Annotated in this window: 18 protein-coding genes and 1 tRNA gene; 17 read left to right on the top strand and 2 right to left on the bottom strand. The window is 70.9% G+C overall.

What is annotated here, in order from left to right:
- Window positions 1–118: 118 nt before the first annotated feature.
- The 6 genes from gltB (at window position 119) to Cs7R123_RS10920 (ending at window position 10,425) form a co-directional block, all read left to right on the top strand.
- The gene (gene gltB / locus Cs7R123_RS10945) at window positions 119–4,696 is read left to right on the top strand and encodes a glutamate synthase large subunit (protein WP_212825724.1); all 4,578 of its coding nucleotides are present in this window, start codon (window positions 119–121) and stop codon (window positions 4,694–4,696) included.
- Entirely contained in the window at window positions 4,689–6,158 is a 1,470-nt protein-coding gene (locus Cs7R123_RS10940; protein WP_212825722.1) for a glutamate synthase subunit beta, read from the top strand. Before gltB ends, Cs7R123_RS10940 begins: the two co-directional genes overlap by 8 nt.
- Window positions 6,159–6,337: 179 nt before the next feature.
- On the top strand, window positions 6,338–7,231 hold the full coding sequence (locus Cs7R123_RS10935) for an LLM class flavin-dependent oxidoreductase (protein ID WP_212825720.1): 894 nt from the start codon (window positions 6,338–6,340) through the stop codon (window positions 7,229–7,231).
- Between the two features lie 55 nt (window positions 7,232–7,286).
- The gene (pyk, locus tag Cs7R123_RS10930) at window positions 7,287–8,720 is read left to right on the top strand and encodes a pyruvate kinase (protein WP_212825718.1); all 1,434 of its coding nucleotides are present in this window, start codon (window positions 7,287–7,289) and stop codon (window positions 8,718–8,720) included.
- Between the two features lie 34 nt (window positions 8,721–8,754).
- The gene (locus Cs7R123_RS10925) at window positions 8,755–9,633 is read left to right on the top strand and encodes an acyl-CoA thioesterase II (RefSeq protein ID WP_212825716.1); all 879 of its coding nucleotides are present in this window, start codon (window positions 8,755–8,757) and stop codon (window positions 9,631–9,633) included.
- 357 nt (window positions 9,634–9,990) lie between these two features.
- The gene (locus tag Cs7R123_RS10920; RefSeq protein WP_212825714.1) at window positions 9,991–10,425 is read left to right on the top strand and encodes an Rrf2 family transcriptional regulator; all 435 of its coding nucleotides are present in this window, start codon (window positions 9,991–9,993) and stop codon (window positions 10,423–10,425) included.
- A 134-nt stretch (window positions 10,426–10,559) separates the two neighbouring features.
- On the opposite strand, the gene Cs7R123_RS10915 is transcribed toward Cs7R123_RS10920, so the two are convergent.
- Both Cs7R123_RS10915 and Cs7R123_RS10910 read right to left on the bottom strand, forming a co-directional pair.
- The gene (locus tag Cs7R123_RS10915) at window positions 10,560–11,309 is read right to left on the bottom strand and encodes a transcriptional regulator (RefSeq protein WP_212825712.1); all 750 of its coding nucleotides are present in this window, start codon (window positions 11,307–11,309) and stop codon (window positions 10,560–10,562) included.
- Window positions 11,310–11,341: 32 nt separating this feature from the next.
- Window positions 11,342–11,424: transfer RNA gene (locus Cs7R123_RS10910), tRNA-Leu, on the bottom strand.
- Between the two features lie 71 nt (window positions 11,425–11,495).
- On the opposite strand from Cs7R123_RS10910, the gene Cs7R123_RS10905 reads away from it, so the two are divergent.
- The 11 genes from Cs7R123_RS10905 to Cs7R123_RS10855 all read left to right on the top strand — a co-directional run bounded on the left by Cs7R123_RS10905 (window position 11,496) and on the right by Cs7R123_RS10855 (window position 21,781).
- On the top strand, window positions 11,496–12,110 hold the full coding sequence (locus Cs7R123_RS10905; protein WP_212825710.1) for an ANTAR domain-containing response regulator: 615 nt from the start codon (window positions 11,496–11,498) through the stop codon (window positions 12,108–12,110).
- 32 nt (window positions 12,111–12,142) lie between these two features.
- Window positions 12,143–13,408, top strand: a complete 1,266-nt coding sequence (locus Cs7R123_RS10900) for a hypothetical protein (RefSeq protein WP_212825708.1) — start codon at window positions 12,143–12,145, stop codon at window positions 13,406–13,408.
- A gap of 199 nt (window positions 13,409–13,607) precedes the next feature.
- On the top strand, window positions 13,608–14,771 hold the full coding sequence (locus Cs7R123_RS10895) for a branched-chain amino acid ABC transporter substrate-binding protein (protein WP_212825706.1): 1,164 nt from the start codon (window positions 13,608–13,610) through the stop codon (window positions 14,769–14,771).
- 105 nt (window positions 14,772–14,876) lie between these two features.
- Window positions 14,877–15,827: a branched-chain amino acid ABC transporter permease gene (locus Cs7R123_RS10890; RefSeq protein ID WP_212825704.1), complete on the top strand. Its 951-nt coding sequence runs from the start codon at window positions 14,877–14,879 to the stop codon at window positions 15,825–15,827.
- Window positions 15,824–16,993, top strand: a complete 1,170-nt coding sequence (locus Cs7R123_RS10885) for a branched-chain amino acid ABC transporter permease (RefSeq protein WP_212825702.1) — start codon at window positions 15,824–15,826, stop codon at window positions 16,991–16,993. The genes Cs7R123_RS10890 and Cs7R123_RS10885 overlap by 4 nt, the downstream gene beginning before the upstream one ends.
- Window positions 16,986–17,765, top strand: a complete 780-nt coding sequence (locus Cs7R123_RS10880; protein WP_212825700.1) for an ABC transporter ATP-binding protein — start codon at window positions 16,986–16,988, stop codon at window positions 17,763–17,765. The genes Cs7R123_RS10885 and Cs7R123_RS10880 overlap by 8 nt, the downstream gene beginning before the upstream one ends.
- Window positions 17,755–18,465 carry an ABC transporter ATP-binding protein gene (locus Cs7R123_RS10875; protein ID WP_212825698.1) on the top strand — a complete coding sequence of 237 codons (711 nt, stop codon included), beginning with the start codon at window positions 17,755–17,757 and terminating at the stop codon, window positions 18,463–18,465. Before Cs7R123_RS10880 ends, Cs7R123_RS10875 begins: the two co-directional genes overlap by 11 nt.
- A 119-nt stretch (window positions 18,466–18,584) precedes the next feature.
- Entirely contained in the window at window positions 18,585–19,463 is an 879-nt protein-coding gene (locus Cs7R123_RS10870) for an ABC transporter substrate-binding protein (RefSeq protein WP_244871753.1), read from the top strand.
- Window positions 19,464–19,469: 6 nt separating this feature from the next.
- Complete coding sequence (locus Cs7R123_RS10865) at window positions 19,470–20,453, top strand: amino acid ABC transporter permease (RefSeq protein WP_212825697.1); 984 nt, start codon at window positions 19,470–19,472, stop codon at window positions 20,451–20,453.
- Window positions 20,454–20,488: 35 nt separating this feature from the next.
- Window positions 20,489–21,241 (top strand): amino acid ABC transporter ATP-binding protein, encoded by a 753-nt coding sequence (locus Cs7R123_RS10860; protein ID WP_212829076.1) that lies wholly within the window; start codon window positions 20,489–20,491, stop codon window positions 21,239–21,241.
- 144 nt (window positions 21,242–21,385) lie between these two features.
- Window positions 21,386–21,781, top strand: a complete 396-nt coding sequence (locus Cs7R123_RS10855; protein ID WP_212825695.1) for a PPOX class F420-dependent oxidoreductase — start codon at window positions 21,386–21,388, stop codon at window positions 21,779–21,781.
- Window positions 21,782–21,800: the final 19 nt, after the last annotated feature.

Below are 21,800 nucleotides of genomic sequence, written 5' to 3'. Positions count from 1 at the left end.
ATTGCACCGCATTCAAGCGACAAGCAGTTCAGCGAAATAGGGCCGACGTCGTCCCGCTCGGAAGAGGCATCGATCGCCTCCGAACCGAAGTTCTTTCCCCGTGACGACAGGAGGCCCGGTGGCATCGCCGTACCCGCACCCCCTGCAGCCCCTCAGTGCGGCCCCCGCCGCCGTCGGTCTCTACGACCCCGCCTTCGAGCACGACTCGTGCGGTGTCGCGTTCGTGGCCGACGTGCACGGCCGCCAGAGCCACGACGTGGTCGCCAAGGGACTGGCTGCCCTGTGCCGGCTCGACCACCGCGGTGCCCGCGGTGCCGAGACCACGACCGGCGACGGCGCCGGCCTCCTGCTCCAGGTGCCGGACGCGTTCCTGCGCGAGGTGGTCGACTTCCCGCTGCCGCCGGCCGGGCAGTACGCCACCGGTCTGGTCTTCCTGCCGGTCAACGGCGCCGACGAGGCCCGCGCACTGACCGTGCTGGAGAAGTACGCCCTGGTCGAGGGCGCGCAGATCCTCGGCTGGCGCGACGTGCCGGTCGACGCCGAAGGCCTGGGCGCCACCGCCGAGCAGGCCCGCCCGCGCATCCGCCAGGTGTTCCTCGCCGCGCACAGCATCGCCGCACACCGCTACGGCGAGCCCCTCTCCGGCATCGAGCTGGAGCGCGTGGCGTACTGCGTGCGCAAGCAGACCGAGCGCGAGACCCGCGAGCGCGGCGTCGCGGCGTACTTCCCGTCGCTGTCGTCGCGGACCATGGTCTACAAGGGCATGCTCACGCCCGACCAGCTCGCCTCGTTCTTCCCGGACCTGTCCGACGAGCGCGTCGTCAGCGCGATCGCGCTGGTGCACTCGCGCTTCTCGACGAACACGTTCCCGAGCTGGCCGCTGGCGCACCCGTACCGGTTCATCGCGCACAACGGCGAGATCAACACGATCCGGGGCAACCGCAACTGGATGCAGGCCCGCGAGGCGCTGCTGGCCAGCCCGCTGCTGCCGGGCAACCTGCGCCGCCTGTTCCCGATCTGCACCCCGGAGGCCTCCGACTCGGCCAACTTCGACGAGGTGCTGGAGCTGCTGCACCTGGCCGGGCGCAGCCTGCCGCACGCGGTGCTGATGATGATCCCGGAGGCGTGGGAGAACGACGCCGTGATGGATCCGGCGAGGAAGGCGTTCTACCGGTTCCACGCCAGCCTGATGGAGCCGTGGGACGGCCCGGCCAGCGTCGCGTTCTCCGACGGCACCATCGTCGGCGCGGTGCTGGACCGCAACGGCCTGCGCCCCGGCCGCTGGTGGCGCACCTCCGACGGCCTGGTCGTGCTGGGCAGCGAGGCGGGCATGCTCGACCTCGACCCGGCGACCGTCGTGGCCAAGGGCCGCCTGGAGCCGGGCCGCATGTTCCTGGTCGACACCGCCGCGGGCCGCGTCTGCTCCGACGAAGAGATCAAGAACGAGCTGGCCGCCTCCGCGCCGTACGGCGAGTGGCTGCACGGCGGGCTGATGCACCTGGAGGGCCTGCCCGAGCGCCAGCACATCGTCTACACCCACGACTCGGTGCAGCGCCGCCAGCAGACCTTCGGATACACCGAGGAGGAGCTGAAGATCCTGCTCGCGCCGATGGCGCGGGCCGGGGCGGAGCCGCTGGGCTCGATGGGCACCGACACGCCGATCTCGCCGCTGTCGAAGCGCCCGCGCCTGCTCTACGACTACTTCCACCAGATCTTCGCGCAGGTCACGAACCCGCCGCTGGACGCCATCCGCGAGGAGATGGTGACCAGCCTGTCGCTGACCATCGGGCCCGAGGGCAACCTGCTGGACCCGGGGCCGGGCAGCTGCCGCCAGATCGTGCTGCCGTACCCGATCATCGACAACGACGAGCTCGCCAAGATCCTGTCGATCGACGAGGACGGCGACCTGCCCGGCTTCAAGGCGGTGCGGGTCTCCGGCCTGTACCCGCTGCGCGACGGCCACGCGGGCCTGCGCGCCCGGCTCACCGAGATCTGCCGCCACGTGTCGGAGGCGATCGAGGACGGCGTGCGCATCCTGGTCCTGTCGGACCGCGACTCCACCGCCGACCTGGCGCCGATCCCGTCGCTGCTGCTCACCGCCGCGGTGCACCAGCACCTGGTGCGCGAGCAGACCCGCACCCAGGTGGCGCTGGTCGTCGAGTCCGGCGACTGCCGCGAGGTGCATCACGCCGCGGTGCTCATCGGCTACGGCGCCGCCGCGATCAACCCGTACCTGGCGTTCGAGGGTGTCGAGGACCTGATCGCGACCGGCATGCTGCCCGGCATCGCGCCCGAGAAGGCGATCCGCAACGTGGTCAAGGCGCTCGGCAAGGGCGTCCAGAAGATCATGTCGAAGATGGGCATCAGCACCGTGTCGTCGTACTGCGGCGCGCAGGTGTTCGAGGCCGTCGGCCTGGCGTCGAAGCTGGTCGAGCGGTATTTCACCGGCACCCCGAGCCGCATCGAGGGCGTCGGGCTGGCCGGGATCCACGCCGAGGTCGTCGCCCGCCACGCGGTGGCGTACCCGACCAACCCGGCCGAGCAGTCGCACCGGCGCCTGGAGGTCGGCGGCGAGTGGCAGTGGCGCCGCGAGGGCGAGGTGCACCTGTTCAACCCGGAGACGGTGTTCCTGCTCCAGCACGCCACCCGCTCCGGCCAGGCCGACGTGTTCCAGCGCTACACCGACACCGTCGACGGCCTGGCGGCCGAGGCGGGCTCGCTGCGCGGGCTGTTCGCGTTCAAGCAGGCCACCCCGATCCCGATCGAGGAGGTCGAGCCGGCCAGCGAGATCGTGAAGCGGTTCGCCACCGGCGCGATGTCGTACGGCTCGATCTCGGCCGAGGCGCACGAGACCCTGGCCATCGCCATGAACCGGATCGGCGGCAAGTCGAACACCGGTGAGGGCGGCGAGGACGTCGAGCGCCTCTACGACCCCCTGCGCCGCTCCGCGGTCAAGCAGGTCGCGTCGGGCCGCTTCGGCGTCACCACCGAATACCTGGTGCACGCCGACGACATCCAGATCAAGATGGCGCAGGGCGCCAAGCCCGGCGAGGGCGGCCAGCTGCCCGGCAACAAGGTGTGGCCGTGGATCGCCAAGACCCGGCACGCCACGCCCGGCGTCGGCCTCATCTCGCCGCCGCCGCACCACGACATCTACTCGATCGAGGACCTGGCCCAGCTCGTCTTCGACGTCAAGTGCGTCAACCCGGGCGCCCGGGTGCACGTCAAGCTGGTCAGCGAGGTCGGCGTCGGCACGGTCGCGGCGGGTGTCGCCAAGCTCAAGGCCGACGTCATCCTGATCTCCGGCCACGACGGCGGCACCGGCGCGTCCCCGCTGAACTCGCTCAAGCACGCGGGCACCCCGTGGGAGCTCGGCCTGGCCGAGACGCAGCAGACGCTGCTGCTCAACGGGCTGCGCGACCGCGTCACGGTGCAGGTCGACGGCCAGCTCAAGACCGGCCGCGACGTGATCGTGGCGGCCCTGCTGGGCGCCGAGGAGTTCGGCTTCGCCACCGCGCCGCTGATCGTCGCGGGCTGCGTCATGATGCGCGTCTGCCACCTGGACACCTGCCCGGTCGGCATCGCCACCCAGAACCCGGTCCTGCGCGAGCGGTTCAACGGCAAGCCGGAGTTCGTGGAGAACTTCTTCTGGTTCCTGGCCGACCAGGTGCGCGCGTACCTGGCCCAGCTGGGCCTGCGCAGCATCGACGAGGCCGTCGGCCGCGCCGACCTGCTGGAGGTGGCCCCGGCCACCGACCACTGGAAGGCGCACGGGCTGGACCTGACCCCGGTGCTGGCCGTGCCGGTGTCGCCGTACGGCGACGCGCCGCGCAAGGTGCGCGAGCAGGACCACGGCCTGGACGCCGCACTGGACAACCAGCTGATCCGCGACGCCGAGGCGGCGCTGGTCGGCGGGCTGCCGGTGCGCATCGAGGCGGCGGTGCGCAACGAGCACCGCAGCGTCGGCGCGATGCTGGGCGGCGAGGTCGTGCGCCGCGCCGGTGGCGCGGGCCTGCCCGCGGGCACCATCGACGTGACCCTGCACGGCACCGCGGGCCAGTCGTTCGGCGCGTTCGTGCCCTCGGGCGTGACCCTGCGCCTGCTCGGCGACGCCAACGACTACGTCGGCAAGGGCCTGTCCGGCGGGGTGCTGGTCATCCGCCCCGACGAGCGCAGCCCGTTCACCGCCGAAGAGCAGATCATCGCGGGCAACACGCTGCTGTACGGCGCGACCTCCGGTGAGGCGTTCCTGCGCGGCCGCGCGGGCCAGCGCTTCGCGGTGCGCAACTCCGGCGCGACCGCGGTGGTCGAGGGCGTGGGCGACCACGGCTGCGAGTACATGACCGGCGGCACCGTGGTCGTGCTCGGCCCGACCGGGCGCAACTTCGCCGCGGGCATGTCCGGCGGGGCCGCGTTCCTGCTCGACCTGGACCCGATGCTGGTCAACCGGGAACTGGTCGACCTCGGCCCGGTCTCCGACGTCGACGCCGAAGCCCTGTACGAGCTGGTCGAGCGGCACCACGCCGAGACCGGCTCGGCGGTCGCCGAGAAGCTGCTGGCCGACTGGGCGGGCAGCGTCGAGCGGTTCACCGCCGTCATCCCGCGCGACTACAAGCGCGTGATCGAAGCAATGCGCGCCGCCGAGGCTGCCGGCCGCGACGTCAACGCCGCGGTCATGGAGGTGGCACGTGCCTGACCCCAATGGTTTCCTGCGCTACGGCCGGCGGATGCCGGCCCGGCGCCCGGTCCCGGTGCGGATCATGGACTGGCGCGAGGTGTACCCCTCCGCCGACGACGAGCTGATCCGTGAGCAGGCGGGCCGCTGCATGGACTGCGGCGTCCCGTTCTGCCACGAGGGCTGCCCGCTGGGCAACCGCATCCCGGACTGGAACGACCTGGTGCGCACCGGTTCGTGGAGCGCGGCGATCCAGTCGCTGCACAGCACGAACAACTTCCCGGAGTTCACCGGGCGGCTCTGCCCGGCTCCGTGCGAGGCGTCGTGCGTGCTGGCGATCGGCGACGACGCGGTGACCATCAAGCAGGTCGAGGTCGAGATCATCAACCGGGCGTACGCGAACGGCAAGGTCCGGCCGGAGCCCGCCGCGACCCCGTCCGGCAAGGCGGTGGCCGTGGTCGGCTCCGGCCCCGCCGGACTGGCCGCCGCCCAGCAGCTGGCCCGCGCCGGACACCAGGTCACCGTGTACGAGCGCGACGACGCCGTCGGCGGCCTGCTGCGCTACGGCATCCCGGACTTCAAGCTGGAGAAGCACCACATCGAGGCCCGCGTCGAGCAGCTGACCGCCGAGGGGGTGCGCTTCCGCACCGGCGTCAACGTCGGGGTGGACGTCTCCGCCGCGCAGCTGCGCGCCGAGCACGACGCGGTGCTGCTGGCCACCGGGGCCCTGGCCGGGCGCCAGACCGACACCCCCGGCCGGGAACTGGCCGGGATCCACCAGGCCATGGAGCACCTCGTGCAGGCCAACGTCGAGGTGGCGGGCGGCGCGGCCGCCACGGTCACCGCGGCGGGCAAGCACGTGATCATCATCGGCGGCGGCGACACCGGCGCGGACTGCCTCGGCGTCGCGCACCGGCAGGGCGCAGCCTCGGTGACCCAGCTCGACCGGTACCCGGAGCCCCCGCAGGCCCGCGACGCCGAGCGCGACCCGTGGCCCACCTGGCCGTGGATCCTGCGCAACTACGCCGCCCACGAGGAGGGCGGCGACCGGGTGTTCGCGGTCGCCGTGCAGCGGTTCGTCGGCGACGACGCCGGGCACGTCAAGGCGATCGTGCTGGTCGACGTGGTGGTCGAGCGCATCGAGGGTCGCGGTGTCGTGAGCGAGCTGGCCGGCACCGAGCGGGAGATCCCGGCCGACCTGGTGCTGCTGGCCATCGGTTTCGAGGGCACGGACGCGCTGACCGCGCTGGAGCAGCTCGGGCTGGCCCGCAGCCGCCGCGGGACGGTGGAGTGCGGTGCCGACTGGCAGACGGAGGCCGACGGGGTCTTCGTCGCCGGGGACGCGCACAAGGGGGCGTCGCTGATCGTGTGGGCGATCGCCGAGGGGCGCTCGGCCGCCGCGGCGATCCACTCGTACCTCGGCGGCGCGGGGAGCCTTCCCGCCCCGGTCCGCCCCGCCTCCCGCCCGCTCGCCTCCGTCTGAGCATGTCGGCGCGGCGCGGTTCGGCACCCGCCTAGCATCGACGCTGGCCTATCTAGAGCACGGATCTTGGAAAATCCTCCTCTGGATAGGCCAGCGTCAATGACAAGCCGGGTGTGATCCGGCTGACCGAGGGCGTGGACGGGGCTGTTCCGGCAGAGCGGGCTGCTAGCGTCGAGATGGTGCGAGTCAGTGCTCTGATCCTGCCCATCTACCCCTGGCGCGAGGGCCGCCACATCTGGCGCGAGGCCGAGGACCTGGGGTTCCACGCGGCGTACACCTACGATCACCTGTCCTGGCGGGACTTCCGGTTCGGGCCGTGGTTCGGGGCCGTACCCACCCTGACCGCCGCCGCGGCCGCGACCGGGCGGCTGCGCCTGGGCACCATGGTCACCTCGCCCAACTTCCGCCACCCGGTCACCCTGGCCAAGGACCTGATCGCCCTCGACGACGTCTCCGACGGCCGGATCACCGTCGGCATCGGGGCGGGCGGCATCGGCTTCGACGCCACCGTGCTCGGGCAGGAGCCCTGGTCCACCGCCGAGCGCACCGAGCGGTTCGAGGAGTTCGTGCCGCTGCTGGACCGGCTGCTCACCGACCCGGTCACCACCCACCACGGCAAGCACTACAGCGCGTACGAGGCCCGCATGGTGCCGGGATGCGTGCAGCGGCCGAGGCTGCCGCTGGCCGTCGCCGCCACCGGCCCGCGCGGCCTGGCCCTGGCCGCCGCCCACGGGCAGGCCTGGATCACCACCGGCCCGGCCCGCAAGGGCGACGAGACCGACCCGGCCGAGATCCCGGGCATCCTCGCCGGGCAGCTCGCGGCGCTGGACCGGGCGTGCGCGGCGGTCGGGCGCGACAGCGCCGAATTGTCCAAGATCTTGCTCACCGGATTCACTCAGGAAGCACCTTTGGAGTCGGTCGACGCATTCACCGACTTCGCCGGACGGTACGCCGAAATGGGCTTCGACGAGATCGTCGTGCACCGTCCCGTGCCCGGGACCTGCTTCGATGCCGGACAGGGCGTCTGGGGGAAACTTCCGTCCGCGGTGAGCGCGATACCCCGAAATTGTTGAGACAGTGTTGCCCCGTTGCAACGTAAGTCACATCGGAGGACTAGGCTTGCCGGTCGTGACACGCCGCGCAAAGATCGTCTGCACTCTCGGTCCGGCCACCTGGTCTCCCGAGCGCCTCCGGGGGCTCATCGAGGCCGGCATGGACGTCGCCCGCATGAACTTCAGCCACGGCTCCCACGCCGACCACGAGCAGGCCTACCTGCGCGTGCGCGAGGCGTCGGCGGCGGCCGGCAAGGCTGTGGCGACGCTGGCCGACCTCCAGGGTCCGAAGATCAGACTTGGCAAGTTCGCGGACGGCGCCGTCGAATGGCGTACAGGTGACAGTGTTGTCATCACCAGCGACGACATCCTCGGCACCGCCGACCGCGTCTCCTGTACCTACCGCAAGCTCCCGGCCGAGGTCAAGGTCGGCGACCGCCTGCTCATCGACGACGGCAAGGTCGCCGTCGAGGTGACCGGCGTCGACGGGCCCGACATCCGCTGCCTCGTCGTCGAGGGCGGACCGGTCTCCAACCACAAGGGCGTCTCGCTGCCGAACGTCGCCGTCTCGGTGCCCGCGATGTCCGAGAAGGACGCGGAGGACCTGCGCTTCGCGCTCGAACTCGGCGTCGACCTGATCGCGCTGTCGTTCGTGCGCTCGCCCGAGGACATCAAGCTCGTCCACGCGATCATGCACGAGGTCGGCGTCGTCCGCCCCGTCATCGCGAAGATCGAGAAGCCCGAGGCGGTCGACAACCTCGAAGCCATCGTCGACGCCTTCGACGGCCTCATGGTCGCCCGCGGCGACCTCGGCGTCGAGATGCCGCTCGACCAGGTCCCCCTGGTCCAGAAGCGCGCCGTCCAGCTCGGCCGGGAATACGCCAAGCCGGTCATCGTGGCCACGCAGATGCTCGACTCCATGATCGAGAACTCGCGCCCGACCCGCGCCGAGGCCTCCGACGTCGCCAACGCCGTCCTCGACGGCGCCGACGCGGTCATGCTCTCCGGCGAGACCAGCGTCGGCAAGTACCCGGTGCTCACCGTCTCCACCATGGCGAAGATCATCGCCACCACGGAGGCCGGCCAGCTCTCGGTGCCCCGCCTGCAGCACGACCCCCGCACCCGCGGCGGCGCGCTCACCGTGGCCGCGTCCCAGATCGCCCGCGCCGTCGGCGCCAAGGCCCTGGTCGCGTTCACCGTCACCGGCGACACCGTGCACCGGCTCGCCCGCCTGCACTGCGAACTGCCCCTGCTGGCCTTCACCCCCGAGCGGGCGACGCGTGACCAGCTCGCGCTCTCCTGGGGCGTGGAGACCTTCCTGATGCCGTTCGTGCACCACACCGACGACATGTTCCGCCAGGTCGACGAGCAGCTGCTCAGCCTCGGCCGCGCCAACGTCGGCGACTACGTCGTCGTCGTGGCGGGCAGCCCGCCCGGCACCCCCGGCTCGACCAACACCCTGCGCGTGCACCAGCTCGGCTCGCTCGCCGTGCCGAACCGGAGCGCGTGAACACCCGCCACCAGCTCAACCTAAGCTCAGTGCCATGACTGAGCCCCTGACCGGCCAGGCCGCCGTCGACAGCCTGGTCGAGCTGCTGGACCTGGCCCCGGTGGACGACCTCGTCTTCCGGGGCCAGAACCCTCCCGTCGGCCCGCCCCGCATCTACGGCGGCCAGGTCGCCGCCCAGGCCCTCACCGCCGCCGGGCGCACCGTCGACCCCGCCCGCACCGTGCACTCGCTGCACGGATACTTCGTGCGCGCCGGGGACATGACCGAACCCGTCGACTACCACGTCGAGCGCATCCGCGACGGCCGCTCCTTCTCCGTCCGCCGCTCCGTGGCCAGGCAGCGCGGCAAGGAGATCTTCGTCATGTCCGCCTCGTTCCAGGTACGCGAGGAAGGGCTCGACCACCACGACCCCGCCCCCGACGACGTGCCCGGCCCCGACCAGGTGCCGACCATGACCGACCGGCTCGCGCCATACCCGGAGCGCCTCGGCATCTGGAAGCTCATCCCGCGGCCCATGGACGTCCGCTACCTCGGCGAACCCGGCTGGGTCCGCCCCGGCACCCGCGAAGCCGACCCGCGGCAGCGCGTCTGGATGCGCCTGGACGGCAAACTGCCCGACGACCCGCTGCTGCACGCCTGCGCCCTGACCTACATGTCCGACCTCACCCTGCTCGACGCCGTGCTGTCCGTGCACGGCGAGGTGTGGGGACCCGGCGGCGTCATCGGCGCCAGCCTCGACCACGCGCTGTGGTTCCACCGGCCCTTCCGCGCCGACGAGTGGTTCCTGTACGACTGCGCCAGCCCGTCCGCCTCCGGCTCGCGCGGCCTGGCCACCGGCCGCATGTTCACCCGCGACGGCCGGCACATCGCCACCGCGGTCCAGGAGGGCCTGCTCCGCCGCGTCGGCGGCTGACATCCGCGCTGCCCGGCGGACCGGTGCGGCTCGCCGCCGCCCCGCCGGGCGGTTCGCGCCGTGCGGGGCGGGGCTCGCGCCGGGCGAGGCGCCGTGCGGCTCGCGCTGGGCGGGCGGGGCGGGCGGGGCGAAGATCGCGCTTTCCGGTCCGAAAGCGCAGCCTGACCTGACCCGCCGACCGCAGACGCCGATCTTCGCAGCGGGGCCCGCGAGCATCGGCGTTGGAGATCGCGGGTTTCGGTCATGGGGTGCCGTCGAGGGGCATTTGTTAACCGGAAGCGGCGATCAAGACCGGCGGCGGGGCGGTCGGGCAGCAACGCGGTGGGGGAGGTGATCTTTTTGAGCGATAATCGCGTCATGCGACTTTCCGCCCGCGTCGACTACGCGCTGCGCGCCGCCATCGAACTCGCGACCGGCGGCGGCGCGCCGATCACCGCCGAGCGCATCGCCCGCGCGCAGGAGATCCCGCCGAAGTTCTGCGAGAGCATCCTGCTGCAGCTGCGGCGCGGCGGCATCGTCTTCGCCCAGCGCGGGCCCGAAGGCGGATACTGGCTGGCCCGGCCTGCCGAGCAGATCACGCTCGTCGACGTCATCGAGGTCATCGACGGTCCGCTGGGCTCGCCGCGGGCGGGCGGCGCCGACACCCCGCTCGGCGCGGCGGCGGCGTTGCAGCAGGTGTGGGGTGCGGTCGAGGAGTCCGAGCGGCACATCCTCACCCAGGTCACCATCGCTCACGTGGTCTCCGGCGTCCTGCCGGAGGCGGTCACCCGCTTCAACCCGGCCGTGGTCTGACCCGCCGCCGCCCCGGCCTCCGCTAGGGCGAACGTCTTGTTAAATCCATGGGAAATCATGCCGGTCGAGGTGCGGGGCTGGGTTCCTAGGACGGTGTACGGGATGTGTGCCGCGCCTCGGATCAGGCGGCCTGGTCAGGACTTCGGGCCGACGTGCAGGTCCAGGTGGGCGACGGCGTCGCGGCGGGCCACCGACAGGCTGTTGCGGCGGTTGGGGCGCCACGCGATGCCGAGCCGGTCCAGGGCCGCGCCGCACAGGGCGAGGATGTCGGCGGACTCGTTGGCCAGCAGGTAGCGCGGGTACTCGTAGACCCGGCCCGCCTTGGTGACGCGGTTGGTCGTACGGCAGCCGTCGGAGTGGAACAGGCCGCGGACGAACGCGCCCGGGTGGGCCGCGACGACCTCTTCCTGCCACGGTTCGAGCACGATCGGGCGCTCATGCTTGCGCCCCGGCCCCGCCTGCGGAAACAGACACGGCCAGTGCTTGGAGTAGCTCTGCACGGTGGTGCAGTTCTTCCCGGAGATCCGCTGGACGCTGTTGGCGAGAACGGCCAGCATCGCGCCGCCGACCGCATCCATGATCGCCGGGTATGCGTCGGCGCAGTACACGCGCAGCACCGGCACCTTCGCCCTCAGTACGAGATGTCCATCACCCAGATAGGAGCCGAGAAGGTAGGCGTACTGCTCGCCGGCGCCGGGCGTGCTTGGGGGCTGGAGACAGCGGGGGCATCTGGCCTCGGTGAACCGGCGCTCGTCGGCGACCTTGCGATGGCACCAGTTGGCGACCGTCTGATAGGGGATGTTCAATGCCAGGGCGATCGTGCGGACCGAACTGCCCTGGGCGAAGAGTTCTCGTGCGTGCGATCTGACGGCGAGTGGATGCACGAGGGCGATTTTGGTACAGCCGTACGACGCTGTGCCGGGAGCGGGATTCGAACCCGCACGCCCTTTCGAGCAATCGCTTTTGAGGCGATCGTGGCTGCCCTTACACCATCCCGGCGAACTTGGGACACTGTACCCGACTAGGCTTCTGGTTAAGTAACAGCGTTCTGGTGTGGGGGTAGTGTTCCGGTGACCGAGGTGCAGGCAAGTTCCGCGCGCAAGCGGGTGCTGATCGCGGAGGACGAGGCGCTGATCCGGCTCGACCTTGCCGAAATGCTCGGCGAGGAGGGCTACGACGTGGTCGGCGAGGCGGGTGACGGGGAGACCGCCGTTAAGCTCGCCGAGGAGCTGCGGCCCGACCTGTGCATCCTTGACATCAAGATGCCGATCATGGACGGTCTGGCGGCGGCGGAGAAGATCGCGGGGGCGCGAATCGCGCCGGTGATCATTCTGACCGCGTTCAGCCAGCGCGACCTGGTCGAGCGCGCCCGCGCGGCCGGTGCGATGGCATACCTGGTGAAGCCGTTCCAGCAGAGTGACCTGGTGCCGGCGATCGAGATCGCGCTGTCCCGCTTCGCCGAGGTGGCGGCGCTGGAGGCCGAGGTCGCCGGGCTGAACGACCGCCTGGAGACCCGCAAGGCGGTTGAGCGGGCCAAGGGCGCGCTGATGACGCAGTACGGCATGAACGAGCCGCAGGCGTTCAAGTGGATCCAGCGGACCGCGATGGACCACCGCCTGACGATGCGCGAGGTCGCCGAGCGGATCATCGTCGAGGCGGCCGACGCGGCGGCGTCGGAGGAGTAGCCACAATGGACTGCGGCTCCTAGAATCGCCGGATGCGCACTGGTCACGGCGTGTTCACGAGCCGCAGGTCCATCGACGGTGACAGCGGCTCCAGCGGGCGGCCGGGCCGACCCGGCCGCAGCAGGGTCACGGCGGTCGCCGTGCTGGCCGCGCTGCTGGCCGGCGGGGCCGCGGCGGGCTGCACCGGCGGCGGTCAGGCGTCCGCGCCGCCGTCCCCGGTGCCCGCGCTGAGCCCGGCCTGGCAGGCGGTGACGCTGCCGGTCCCGCCGGGCGGCCCGGGGCGGCTGATGGTGCGCGACGCGACGGTGTGCGGCGGGCGATGGGTGCTGGTCGGGGCGGTGGCCGCCGCCGACGGCGGGACCCGCCCGGCGGCCTGGACCGCGCCCGACGGCCAGGCCTGGCAGCCGGTGGCGCTGCACCCGAAGACCTTCTACGGCGAGCAGGACGTCCTCTACTCGGTGGGCTGCGCGGGCGACCGGGTAGCGGTGCTGGGTGCCAAGAGCGGCGGCGCGCACGGCAACCCGCGGGTGAGCAGCTGGTATTCGGCGGCAGACGGCTCGCTGGTCGAGGTGACCGCCTACTTCGAGCTGTACGGCGGCAACGACGCGGTGAACGTGGCCCGCGTCCGGGGCGGGCAGCGGGGGTTCGCGATCGCGGGCAACCGCAAGTCCGGGGCGGCGGTGTGGCTGTCGCCGGACGCGACCGAGTTCACCCTGCTGGAGGGGGCGCCGCAGCTGGCCTCCGACGACGGCGGCCGGACGGTGGCCAACGACGTGACGGCGACGGCCGACGGCTGGCTGGAGGTGGGCGCGGTGACCCCGGCGGGGCGCATCGACCGCGATCCGCTGGCGTGGACGTCGGCCGACGGCAGGTCGTGGCAGCGGGTGCCGGGCCCGGCGACCTCGGCGTACGAGGAGTTCGGGCGGGTGGTGACCGCCGCCGGGGTGCCGGTCGCGGTGGGGCTGCGCGGGGACGTGTTCGGTGCGTGGCGGCTGGTCGGCGGTGCCTGGCAGGACGCGGGCGGGTTCGACCGTACGGACGGCCCGACGGCGTGGGTGCCGGCGGTGGCGGCGGCTGGGCCGGCGGTGCTCGCGGTGGTGTCGGACGCGGTGGATTTCCGGCTGTGGCTGTCGCCGGAGGCGGGGCGGTGGGCGCCGGTGACGCTGCCGGCGGCGCTGACGGCCAAGGGCGACGCGGCGGCGGGGGTGGCGGCGGCGGGCGGCCGGATGGTGCTGCTGGCCGATGACGGGACGGCGGGCCGGGTGTGGCTGGCCGACCTGCCGATCCGGGTCGGGTGACGGGCCGCCACCTGGGCGGGTGACCTCGCGCGGCTGGTCAAGTAACGGTTGGGTCAACCCTTCAGCGAGGTCTTACTACTTCGGCGCCGGTTGGGATAACGTCCCAGCCCAGATCGTGGTACACGGTCTGGTCCGGTGCCCGGTCGCCGCCAGGCGGCGGTGGATCGACCCGGATCTCGGATGGAGGAGGGTTCCAGCCTTGAGGCAGCAACTCGCACGGGTGCTCGGGGGCGTCGCCATTCTGGCGCTCGTCGCCGGCGGCGCCGCGGCATGCAAGAAGGACGACGCCGGCACCCCTGGCGCCGGTTCGAAGGTGTGCGACCTGAAGCTCGGCTTCTTCGGCGCCCTGACGGGCGACGCGGCCGGTCTCGGCATTCACATGCGCAACGGCGTGAAGCTCGCGCTTGAGCAGTACAACAAGGACCACGCGGACTGCAAGGTCCTGCTCGAGGAGTACGACTCCCAGGGCGACCCGGCCAAGGCCCCGGCGCTGGCCACCAAGGCCGCCGGTGACACCAAGGTCATCGGCATCGTCGGCCCGGCGTTCTCGGGTGAGACCGAGGCGAGCCTGGACACCTTCAAGGGTGCCACCCTGCCGATCATCACGCCGTCCGCGACCCGTCCGAGCCTGAGCGACAAGGACTGGGGCGTGTTCCACCGTGGCGTGGGCAACGACCTGGCCCAGGGCCCGGCCGCCGGCCGCTACATCAAGGACGTGCTGAAGGCTGAGAAGACCTACGTCGTGGACGACCAGTCCGCGTACGGCGCCGGTCTGTCGGTCGAGGTCGTCAAGGTGCTGGGCACCGTCGCCGGCCAGGACAAGGTCCAGGTCAAGCAGACCGACTTCGCCGCCACCGTGGCCAAGGTCAAGAGCAGCGGCGCCACCGCGCTGTTCTACGGCGGTTACTACACCGAGGCCGGCCTGCTGCTCAAGCAGCTGCGTGCCGCCGGCTGGACCGGCACCATGGTCGCCGGTGACGGCGTCAACGACGCCAACTTCGTGAAGGTCGCGGGCGACGCGGCTGCCGAGGGCACCGTCCTGACCTGCCCCTGCGCCCCGGCCACCGCGGCCAAGGGCACGTTCGTGGCCGACTACAAGGCCCTGAACGGCGCCGAGCCGGGCACCTACGCCGACGTGTCGTACGACATCGCCAACATCTTCCTCGCGGGTATCAAGGCCGGGAAGACCACCCGCGCCGACATGCTGGCCTTCATCGACGGCTACAACGCCGTCGGTTCGGCGACCGGTGTGACCTACAAGTTCGAGAAGAACGGCGAGCTCGACCCGACCCAGGTGCTGGTGTGGGCGTTCGAGGTCAAGGCCGGCGCGGTCGTTCCGAAGGTCGAGATCCCCAAGGGCTGATCTGATCGCATGATCAGTTCGCGTACCGCGGATTCGTGATCTGTCGTGGCCGGGAGCAGCTGGCTCCCGGCCACGACCCTTAGGCCCTCTCACCAGGAGCACCACGTGGATTTCTCCGAGCTGTTCCGGAATTTCTCGGAACTGACCACCACGGGGCTGACCCAGGGCGCCATCTACGCACTCGTCGCCCTCGGCTACACCCTCGTCTACGGCGTCCTGCGCCTCATCAACTTCGCCCACTCCGAGGTCTTCATGGTGGGCACCTTCGCCGCCATGTACGTCTGGCAGTGGATGGGCTACGACCAGAACCACAACCCGGTCGGTGTCCTCACCTGCATCGGTGTGGTGGTCCTCGGCCTGATAGCGGCGACCGCGGCCTCGTCGGTGACCGCCGTGGCAGTGGAACTGGCCGCCTACCGCCCGTTGCGGCGGCGGAACGCCCCACCCCTGGCGTTCCTCATCAGCGCCATCGGCGCCTCGTACGTGATCATGGAGTCGGTCGGCATCTACACCGACCGCGCCCCCTTCGGCATGCCGGAAGTGGTGTCGAACAAGGTCCTGTTCAAGGTCCTCGGCGCTGAGATCACCACGGTCCAGATCGTCATCGTGGTGGGTGCGCTGCTGATGATGGTCGGCCTGGACTGGTTCATCAACAAGACCCGGATGGGCCGGGGCGTGCGCGCGGTGGCGCAGGACCCGGACGCCGCGGCGCTGATGGGCGTGAACAAGGGCCGCATCATCGGCCTGGTGTTCCTCATCGGCGGTGTGATGGCCGGTGTCGGCGCCGTGTTCGCCAACATGAAGTACGGCTTCACCAAGTTCAACGTGGGCTTCCTGCTGGGTATCAAGGCCTTCACCGCGGCGGTGCTGGGTGGTATCGGCAACCTGCGCGGTGCGCTGCTGGGCGGCCTGCTGCTCGGTGTGGTGGAGAACTACGCCTCGGCGCTGTTCGGCTCGAACTTCCGTGACCTGGTGGCCTTCGTCGCGCTGATCGCGCTGCTGATGTTCCGGCCGACCGGCATCCTGGGTGAGTCGCTGGGGAGGGCACGCGCATGAGCGGCAACGAGAACGGGGTCACCCCCGGCAACGGCAACGGCAAGGCGAAGGCGCGGGGCTTCTCGGCCCGGCTGCGCGCGCTGCCGGCATGGCAGCGGTGGCTGGCCATCCTCGCCCTGGTGACGTTCTTCTACGCGGTCCCGCTGGGCTGGTTCGCCGACCCGCCGGCCTTCTACAACCCGCTGGTGACGTACAGCTCGGACTTCAGCACCGTGATGTTCGACGCCTCGATCTACGTGCTGCTGGCCGTGGGCCTCAACGTGGTGGTCGGCTTCGCGGGCCTGCTGGACCTGGGCTACTTCGGCTTCTTCGCGGTCGGCGCGTACACCATGGCGCTGTTCACCTCGCCCGCCAGCAAGCTGATCACCGAGTACCACTGGTTCGACAGCCCGCTGCCGTGGCTGCTGGTGCTGCCGCTGGCGGTGCTGGTGACGCTGTGCACGGGTGTGCTGCTGGGCTGGCCGACGCTGCGGCTGCGCGGTGACTACCTGGCGATCGTGACGCTCGGCTTCGCCGAGATGATCCGCGTGATCGCGATGCAGTCGGACTGGGTGATGAACGGTGACCGGGGCATCTCGAGCATTCCGCACCCGCCGGGCGAGATCGGCGGTGAGCCGATCTTCGGCTTCGTCGACCCGAAGCCGTACTACTGGCTGGTCCTGACGGTGATCATTATCGTGGTCCTGGGGATCCGCAACCTGCAGAACAGCCGGGTCGGCCGGGCCTGGGTCGCCATCCGCGAGGATGAGGACGCCGCCGAGCTGATGGGCGTGCCGACGTTCAAGTTCAAGATGTGGGCGTTCGCGATCGGTGCCTCGGTCGGCGGCCTGTCCGGCGCGCTGTGGGCCAGCAAGGTCAATTTCATGAACTCCACCACGTTCGGCCTGGAGAACTCGATCCTGGTGTTGGCCGCGGTGATCCTCGGCGGCGCCGGCAGCATCCCGGGTGCCGTCCTGGGCGGCTTCCTCGTGATCTACGTGCCGGAGTGGATTCGCGGCCTGGGCGACCTGGTGGGCGTGGACATCAACACGACCGAGTACCGCTACCTGGTCTTCGGCCTGGTGCTGATCATCATGATGATCTTCCGGCCGCAGGGCATCTGGCCCAACCGGGCCCGCGAGGCCGAGTACAAGGATCGGCAGAAGGAGGTGGCCGTCGGTGAGTGAGCGCAAGCCACTGCTGGAGGTCGACAACGTCACGCTCCGCTTCGGCGGCGTGGTGGCGCTGGACAAGGTCGACTTCGCCATCTACGAGGGCGAGATCCTCGGCCTGATCGGCCCGAACGGCGCCGGCAAGACCACCTGCTTCAACGCCATGACCGGCGTGTACCTGCCGACCGAGGGCGACATCCGGTTCCAGGGCAAGCGGGTGCCGGGCCAGAAGCGCAACCGGATCACCAAGATGGGCATCGCCCGCACGTTCCAGAACATCCGTCTCTTCCCGGAGATGACGGCGCTGGAGAACGTGCTGGTGGGCGCGGACGCGCACCACAAGACCAGCGTGCCGAGCGCGCTGCTGCGGCTGCCCCGGTTCTGGAGCGAGGAGCGCAGCGCGGTCAAGCGGGCGCACCAGCTGCTGGATTTCGTCGGCATCACCGCCCGGTCCAGCGACCTGGCGCGCAACCTGCCCTACGGCGACCAGCGGCGGCTGGAGATCGCCCGGGCGCTGGCCACGAACCCGACGCTGCTGTGCCTGGACGAGCCGGCCGCCGGCTTCAACCCGTCCGAGAAGGTCGCGCTGCTGGAGCTGATCCGCAAGATCCGCGACTCGGGTGTGACCGTGCTGCTCATCGAGCACGACATGCGCCTGGTCATGGAGGTCACCGACCGGATCGTGGTGCTGGAGTTCGGCAGGAAGATCGCCGAGGGCACCCCCGCCGAGGTGCGGGACAACCCGAAGGTGATCGCTGCGTACCTGGGAGTCCCCGATGCTGCTTGAGATCGACAACATCACCCTGCTGTACGGGCGGATCCAGGCGCTGCACGGCATCAGCCTGCACGTCAACGAGGGTGAGATCGTGGCCCTGATCGGCGCCAACGGCGCCGGCAAGTCCACCACGATGCGGGCCGTCTCCGGTCTGCGGCCGATCGCCTCGGGCGCGATCCGCTTCAACGGCGAGGACATCTCCAAGCTGCGCGCCGACCTGCGCGTGGTGCGGGGCATCTGCCAGTCGCCGGAGGGCCGGGGCGTGTTCCCGGGCATGACGGTCAGGGAGAACCTGGAGATGGGCGCGTACATGCGACGCGACGCCGCCGGGATCGCCGCCGACATGGAGCGGGTGTTCGGGCTGTTCCCGCGGCTCCAGGAGCGCATCAGGCAGCAGGGCGGCACCCTGTCCGGCGGCGAGCAGCAGATGCTCGCGGTGGGCCGGGCGCTGATGGGCCGGCCGAAGCTGCTGCTGCTCGACGAGCCGTCGATGGGCCTGGCGCCGATGCTGATCCAGCAGATCTTCAACATCATCACGGAGATCAATAAGCAGGGTACGACCGTGCTGGTGGTGGAGCAGAACGCGCAGCAGGCGCTGTCGCGGGCGCACCGGGCGTACGTGCTGGAGACGGGCAGCATCGTCAAGGAGGGGACGGGCGCGGACCTGCTGCACGACCCCGCCGTGAAGGCCGCCTACCTCGGCGTCGCCTGACACTGGACGCCGACTGCGCGGAAGGGCCCGGTTTCGCCGGGCGCTTCCGCGCAGTTGCGTTTACGGGGTCTCACTTTGCGTTACCGTGAATCTACATACGGTACGCAAAGGGGATCTACGTGCTCAAGAGACTGATTCCGGTCGGCGTGGTGGCCGCCCTCGCTCTCGGATTGAGTGCCTGCGGCGGCGGATCGGAGAGCCCGAGCGGGGCCGCGCCCAGCGTGTCGGCCGACGCCGCGCTGGCCGCCAAGGTGCCGGACTCGGTCAAGTCCGACGGCAAGATCCTCGTCGGCACCGACGCCACCTACCCGCCGAACGAGTCCCTGGCCGCCGACGGCAAGACCGTCCAGGGCTGGGACGTCGACCTGTTCAAAGCCGTCGCCGCCAAGCTCGGCCTCCAGGCGGAGTTCCAGCCGGCCACGTTCGGCGACATCATCCCCGGCGTCGGCTCCGGCAAGTACGAGGTCGGCGTCTCGTCGTTCACCATCAACCCGGAGCGCGTCAAGCAGGCCCTGATGGTCAGCTACTACAACGCGGGCACCCAGTGGGCGACGAAGAAGGGCAACCCGGCCGGGATCGACCCGAACAACCCGTGCGGCAAGCGCGTGGCGGTGCAGCGCGACACCGTGCAGGCCGAGGACATCGCCAAGAAGAACGACGCCTGCAAGGCGGCGGGCAAGCCCGAGATCACCATCGAGCCGTACCCGGGCCAGGACGCGGCCGCCGCCGCGGTGGTCTCCGGCAAGGACGACGCGATGCTCGCCGACTCCCCGGTCGCGGCGTACGCGGTGAAGCAGTCCAACGGCCAGCTGGAGCTGCTCGGCGACATCTACGACGCCGCGCCCTACGGGTACGTGGTGCCCAAGGAGCAGCAGCAGTTCGCCGAGGCGGTGCAGGGTGCCGTGGACGCGTTGATCAAGGACGGCACGTACCAGAAGATCCTGGACCAGTGGGGCGTCGCGGGCGGCGCGGTGCCGAGCTCCCAGATCAACCCGTAGCGCGCCATGTCCACGCCGTCGCCCTCGTCCTCGCCGGTCCCGCTGCCGGCGCCGCGCCCGCCCGACCCCATCAAGGCGATCCCGGTCCGGCACCCGGGCCGGTGGGTGGCGATCGGGGTGATCGCTCTGCTCGTGGCGATGTTCCTGCACCTGCTGCTGACCAACAGCGCCTTCCAGTGGCAGTTCATGTTCTCGAACATGTTCACGCCGCCGGTGCTGCGGGGCCTGTGGGGCACGGTCTCGATCACGGTCTGCTCGATGATCATCGGCGTGGTGCTGGGCATCCTGGTGGCGGTGGCGCGGCTGTCGGAGAACCCGATCCTGCGCGGCACCTCGTGGGCGTACACGTGGTTCTTCCGGGCCGTGCCGCGGCTGGTGCTGCTGGCGGTGCTGGGCAACCTGGGCATCCTGTGGCCGCGGCTGGAGTTCGGGGTGCCGTTCGACCGCTGGATCGGCGGCCTGTTCGGCATCGAGAACGCGACCTGGCGGGTGGGCGGTGTCGAGACCCGGGCGCTGCTCAGCGGCTTCGTCGTCGGCATCCTGGGCCTGGCGCTGTCGGAGGCGGCGTACATGGCCGAGATCGTGCGGGCGGGCATGCTGTCGGTCGACCCGGGCCAGCAGGAGGCGGCGACGGCGCTGGGCATGAGCCGGTTCCAGGCGCTGCGGCGGGTGGTGCTGCCGCAGGCGATGCGGGTGATCATCCCGCCGACCGGCAACGAGACGATCGCGATGCTCAAGGACACCTCGCTGCTCATCGTCGTACCGGTGACGACCGAGCTGTTCTTCCAGCTCGACGCGATCGGCAAGCGCACCTTCCAGATCTTCCCGATGTACGTCGCCGCGATCCTCTGGTACCTGTTCCTGGTCAGCCTGCTGCTGATCGGGCAGTACTTCCTCGAACGCCACTTCGGGCGCGGCTACGGCCGCGCCGGGCAGGCCAAGCTCAAGCTCAAGGGCCTGGCCGCCGAGCACGGTGGGGAGCCGATGTGAGCCACGCCGCCGAGACCCGGGCCGCCGAGGAGCCGATGGTGCGCACGGACAACGTGCACAAGGCGTTCGGGCACGTGGAGGTGCTGCGCGGCATCGACGTGACGGTCCCGCGCGGCACGGTCTGCGTCGTGCTGGGCCCGTCCGGCTCCGGCAAGTCGACGTTCCTGCGCTGCATCAACCACCTGGAGAAGATCGACTCGGGCCGGATCTGGGTCGACGGCAGGCTCATCGGGTACGAGCAGCGCGGCGACAAGCTCTACGAGCTGCACGACAAGGCCGTCGCCGCGCAGCGCCGCGAGATCGGCATGGTGTTCCAGCGCTTCAACCTGTTCCCGCACATGTGCGCGCTGGAGAACGTGATGGAGGCGCCGTCCACGGTCAAGGGCCGCGGCAAGGACGAGTGCATGCGCAACGCGATGGAGCAGCTCAAGCGCGTGGGCCTGGCCGAGAAGGCGGGCAACTACCCGGCGCAGCTGTCCGGCGGCCAGCAGCAGCGCGTGGCCATCGCCCGCGCCCTCGCCATGGACCCCAAACTGATGCTGTTCGACGAGCCCACCAGCGCCCTGGACCCCGAACTGGTCGGCGACGTCCTCGACGCCATGAAGGACCTCGCCCGCTCCGGCATGACCATGGTGGTCGTCACCCACGAGATCGGCTTCGCCCGCGAGGTAGGCGACCAGCTCATCTTCATGGACGGCGGCGTGGTGGTCGAGTCGGGCACCCCCCGCGAGGTCCTCGCCAACCCCCAACACCCCCGCACCCGCGACTTCCTCAGCAAGGTCCTCTGACCGCCCCGTCCCCGCTCCTCGCCCCGCCCCTCATCCCGCCCCTCATCGCCGCGTCGATCATGAACTTATGGCGCGGCTCGACGGTGTGTCGGGGGCACAGCTTCCTGATCGACTCGCGGAAAGCGGGGCGGTAGGGTGCCGGGTATGCCGAGCGTCGCGGATCTGCCTTTCGGGAACTACCTGCTGCTGACCACGTTCCGTCGGGACGGGCGGGCGGTGCCGACGCCGGTGTGGGCGGTGCGCGACGGGGCCGACATCGTCGTGTGGACCGTGTCGGACAGCGGCAAGGTCAAGCGGCTGCGGCGCAGCAGCAAGGTGACCATCAGCGACTGCGACGTACGCGGCAAGGTCACCGGGCCGACCATCCCGGCCCGCGCCCGGCTGATGGACGCGCCGGCCACCGCCGCCGTCCGCGAGCTCCTGATCAAGAAGTACGGCCTGCTCGGCCGGATCACCCTGTGGGGCAGCCGGGTCCGCCGGGGCGTGGACGGAACCGTGGGCGTGCGCATCACCGACCCGGCCGCGCCCCGGACCCCGTAGCGGCGAACACGTCAGAGGC

This window comes from Catellatospora sp. TT07R-123 (assembly GCF_018327705.1).
In the GTDB taxonomy this organism is placed as follows: Bacteria; Actinomycetota; Actinomycetes; order Mycobacteriales; family Micromonosporaceae; genus Catellatospora.
This window is presented reverse-complemented; position numbering and strand designations above follow the sequence as displayed.